The sequence below is a fragment of the Paenibacillus radicibacter genome, from assembly GCF_024721995.1.
Lineage (GTDB): Bacteria > Bacillota > Bacilli > Paenibacillales > NBRC-103111 > Paenibacillus_AM > Paenibacillus_AM radicibacter.
Window position 1 is genome coordinate 1 of record NZ_JANQBC010000029.1, and the last position, 3928, is coordinate 3928.

Sequence of the window (3928 nt, forward strand, 5' to 3'; positions counted from 1 at the left end):
GGAGAGTAGGACGTTGCCGAGCAAAAGAGAAAAAGCTGTTACTCTTAGGAGTAGCAGTTTTTTTGTGTTTTCGAACGGGGCTGCTCAATAGAAAACCCTCGAGTCATTCCACTAAAGTAGTGAAGAGCTCGAGGGTATTTTTCTATTGCCCACATCATAAGCCTACTGCAAATAACAAGAACTATCTCGTGCACTAATCTTAATTAGTCCTTCTACTTTGTAAGGTTTACTACGCCATAACACCCATAGTCGTGGAAGCATGATCCATAAATGAATATATAATAAGTTCAACGCATGTACCCCTCCAAGCCATGGGACCGTTATTGCGATCATGAACAGTCCGATTGCGAGTAAATGAAGTTGGATTTTAATAATTTTTTGCAAAGGCGTATAGCCATCAGGTAGTAATCCACACCAGTAAATACCGAACTTGAAGCTCCAAATGCCTTTGGTTGGACTCCAGATGAATGTTCGGTAACATTGTGTTATCACAATATGAAGCACAAAGACCGCAGGATAGCATATGATGTAAGGAAGCGCCCGGTTTTGGGTGAGGTTCCATAAGAATAAAAGTAAAAATAATAAGGCGAATAGTAATTCGAATATCAGATGATGGGGTATTTTTTTGACTAAACGGTAACTGTATATGGTTGATTCCATGTTGAGCCTCCATGACAAACTATATTTCTATATCGGTATATAGGGATCAAAATATAAGTTTAAAAGCTTCTAAATCGGAAATACTGATAGTTAAAAGAGTAGGGGGGATATTGGAATGGAAGAGTTCGAAGAAATGAAAGAGCTGAAAGAAAGCGAACAAGTGCTAGTGGAGATGCCAATGTGTATCATATGTTCGCAAGCGAAACCTGACGGAATTTTTATTTTATCTGAATTTATATGTGATGATTGTGAATCTGAAATGGTCAGAACCGATGTGATGGATGAACGGTATCCTTTTTTTATCGGACAATTGAAGCAGAATTTAATTCTGAAAAATGCATAAATGAAGCGATGGAATCGCATCTGAAGGCTTCTGAGCAGGAAGCTTTTTTGTTTGCTTATTATCACTTATAATAATGGAACTAGATGATAAAGTAGGTGGACGCGCAAGTGAAAAGTCGAGCGCCTCTGTTTGATAGATTAGTAGAACATGCTCAAAGTAATCTGATATCGCTTCATGTACCGGGACATAAGTTTGGTCAGGGACTAGAAAGTGAAGCAGCTGCCTATTACAGTGATGTGATGGCAATTGATGCAACAGAAATTACTGGAATGGATGACCTGCATCACCCTGAAGAGTCGATTCTTGAAGCACAGCAGCTCGCGGCAGCATGTTTTGGTGCGGGAGAGACTCATTTTCTAGTTGGTGGCAGCACAGTTGGTAACTTGGCAATGGTTATGTCTCTTTGCAGACCGGGAGATATTCTCATTGTTCAGCGCAATGTGCATAAGTCAGTCATTCATGGATTAATGTTAGCAAGTGCGCAAGCTGTATTTGTAGATCCTGGGTATGAAGAGGAAAGTGGACGAACTTTAGGTGTGGATATCCAAGATATAAGAGAAGCACTAGAACGTTATCCACAAGCAAAGGGTGTACTCCTTACGAATCCGAATTATTATGGAATGGGCATTGACCTACGGGCTATGGCTGATATGGTGCATGATTATGACATACCATTGCTTATTGATGAAGCACATGGTGCACATTATGGATTTCATGCTGACTTACCTGAGTCGGCACTAACTGCTGGCGCTGATATTGTTGTGCAATCAACCCATAAGATGTTATCAGCGATGACAATGGGGGCTATGCTCCATATTCAAGGTACCCGCATCGATCGGAGAATCATCAAGCAGAGATTAGCGATGCTGCAAAGCTCTAGTCCCTCTTATCCTTTAATGGCATCAATTGATTTAGCTCGCCTAGAGATAGACACAAGAGGTGAACAATTAATTGGGCAGGGTCTTGAGGTAATCCATTATTTTTGCAAGCAGATGAGTAAGTACCCAAGGTTTCGGATTTATCAGGGGGATGGGTCGTATACTCAGGATCCTTTTAAAATAACGGTGACAGATACAAGTCGGATCTTAAGCGGTCCAGCACTTGCGCAAGCATTAGAGCAAAGAGGCTGCTATCCAGAGATGTCAGACCTTAACCATGTGTTGCTGCTGTTCACACTCCATTCAACGATGGAGGACGCAGAGCGAGTGGTACGAGCATTCGAAGATATGGAAAGTGAGATGAATGAAGCTATCCATGCTATAGATGAAACAACATGTCAATTAGAGGCGAAGAGAGTAGAGTCCCTACGTATTAACAAGGAAAATTCGATTCGTCTATCTCAGCCTGTCCAATTTGATTCTTTCCCTATATTCGAAGAGCAATATGAGATAGTTGAATTATCTCAAGCGATTGGTAGGAAATCTGCAGAGATGATCATTCCATATCCACCGGGTATCCCGATTGTGTATACAGGAGAGATTATCACCAGTGATATTGCTGCCTATATCCAGCTGTTAATAGAAGCGAATGTTCGAATTCAAGGATCTGAAGTCGGTAATACAAGAATGGTTAATGTAATTAAATAATAGCTAGAGTGTATTCAAAAAGTTAAACGAAGAAGAATGAGGGTGTTGGAGGAGCGTAGCGTTCGCCTTTGAAATCATGAAAATACCATTAAATAAATTCAAAATTCATGATTGAGACAGTGACCGGAAGCACCCTCATTTTTCGCAGTGATCCACCTTTTTGAACACACTCGAACGTCAGCAAGATTCGGAAGGGGTTAACGATTGTGAACAAAGGGTTGTTTATTACATTTGAAGGCGGAGAAGGGGCAGGAAAGACGACAGTTATTAAAGAGGTCGCTGCTCATTTGGAAGCGCTAGGGATAGAAGTGGTATTAACAAGAGAGCCTGGGGGTATTCAAATCTCGGAGAAGATTCGTACCATTATTCTTGATCCGGTGCATACGATGATGGACGGACGTACAGAAGCTTTGTTGTATGCAGCAGCGCGTCGTCAACATTTAGTCGAGAAAGTCATACCTGCACTGGCTAACGATCAAGTTGTGCTGTGTGATCGATTTATTGATAGCAGTCTTGCTTATCAAGGTCATGCTCGTGGGCTAGGTATGGATGAAGTTTATAGCATGAATCAATTCGCGATTGATGGCTGTATGCCAGATATGACCATCTTTATGGATGTAACGCCAGCGGTTGGACTCGCGAGAATTCATGCGAATGCAAGTCGTGATGTGGATCGACTGGATATGGAGACGAATCATTTTCACGATAAAGTGTATGAAGGCTATCAGATCTTACTGGATAAATACCCGAATCGGATTGTAAAAGTAAATGCAGAGCGTACACCGGATAAAATCTGTGCAGAGGTCAATCAGCTGATCATGAACAAATTGAACGAAGTAAACACATTAAATTAAATGTAAAACACCTCAATATGAGGTGTTTTTTAATAGGATTAATTTTATTGTAAGATTCTTTAATATTTAGGTACGAGCAGGTTGGAGCAAATGGGCTGGAGTGGAGTATAATATATAAAACAGGATAAATGCAGGATTATTCCTGTTTGATGTCTAATTTATATAGATGTAGGCACAATTATTGGTAACAGGGATTATACGTAAGCCAAAACGGCTATTATCTATTATAATGAAAGGACGGGATATCCGTGAAACTTCTTGTCGCTGTGGTTCAAGATAAAGACAGCAATCGCTTATCCAATGCATTAATAAAAGCAGGCATTCGTGCAACTAAATTAGCATCTACTGGCGGTTTTCTAAGAGCAGGTAATACCACTTTTATGGTAGGTGTTGAAGATGAACGTGTACAGGAAGTATTCAAGATTATTCAGACCAACTGCAAAGTTCGCGATCAGCTTGTAACGCCCGTTTCACCAATGGGAGGA

The 3928-nt window shown here is 40.7% G+C and carries 5 protein-coding genes; 4 read left to right on the top strand and 1 reads right to left on the bottom strand.

Annotation, left to right across the window (positions count from 1 at the left end; translation table 11 throughout):
• Positions 1 to 162 precede the first annotated feature (162 nt).
• The gene (locus NV379_RS25745) at positions 163 to 660 is read right to left on the bottom strand and encodes a hypothetical protein (protein WP_258210063.1); all 498 of its coding nucleotides are present in this window, start codon (positions 658 to 660) and stop codon (positions 163 to 165) included.
• A 172-nt stretch (positions 661 to 832) separates the two neighbouring features.
• Here NV379_RS25745 and NV379_RS25750 point away from each other — a divergent pair, with 172 nt between their 5' ends.
• The 4 genes from NV379_RS25750 to NV379_RS25765 form a co-directional block, all read left to right on the top strand.
• Positions 833 to 1003, top strand: a complete 171-nt coding sequence (locus NV379_RS25750; protein WP_258210065.1) for a sigma factor G inhibitor Gin — start codon at positions 833 to 835, stop codon at positions 1001 to 1003.
• Positions 1004 to 1110: 107 nt separating this feature from the next.
• Complete coding sequence (locus tag NV379_RS25755) at positions 1111 to 2589, top strand: aminotransferase class I/II-fold pyridoxal phosphate-dependent enzyme (protein WP_258210062.1); 1479 nt, start codon at positions 1111 to 1113, stop codon at positions 2587 to 2589.
• Positions 2590 to 2795: 206 nt separating this feature from the next.
• A complete protein-coding gene (gene tmk / locus NV379_RS25760; protein ID WP_258210061.1) occupies positions 2796 to 3443 on the top strand; it encodes a dTMP kinase in 648 nt (215 codons plus the stop codon).
• A 248-nt stretch (positions 3444 to 3691) separates the two neighbouring features.
• A partial coding sequence (locus tag NV379_RS25765; protein WP_258210194.1) for a cyclic-di-AMP receptor occupies positions 3692 to 3928 on the top strand: 237 nt, incomplete at its 3' end.

Coding starts and splice junctions, on each gene's coding strand:
- NV379_RS25745 (WP_258210063.1), bottom strand. CDS start 660: ATGGAATCAACCATATACAGTTACCGTTTAGTCAAAAAAATACCCCAT.
- NV379_RS25750 (WP_258210065.1), top strand. CDS start 833: ATGCCAATGTGTATCATATGTTCGCAAGCGAAACCTGACGGAATTTTT.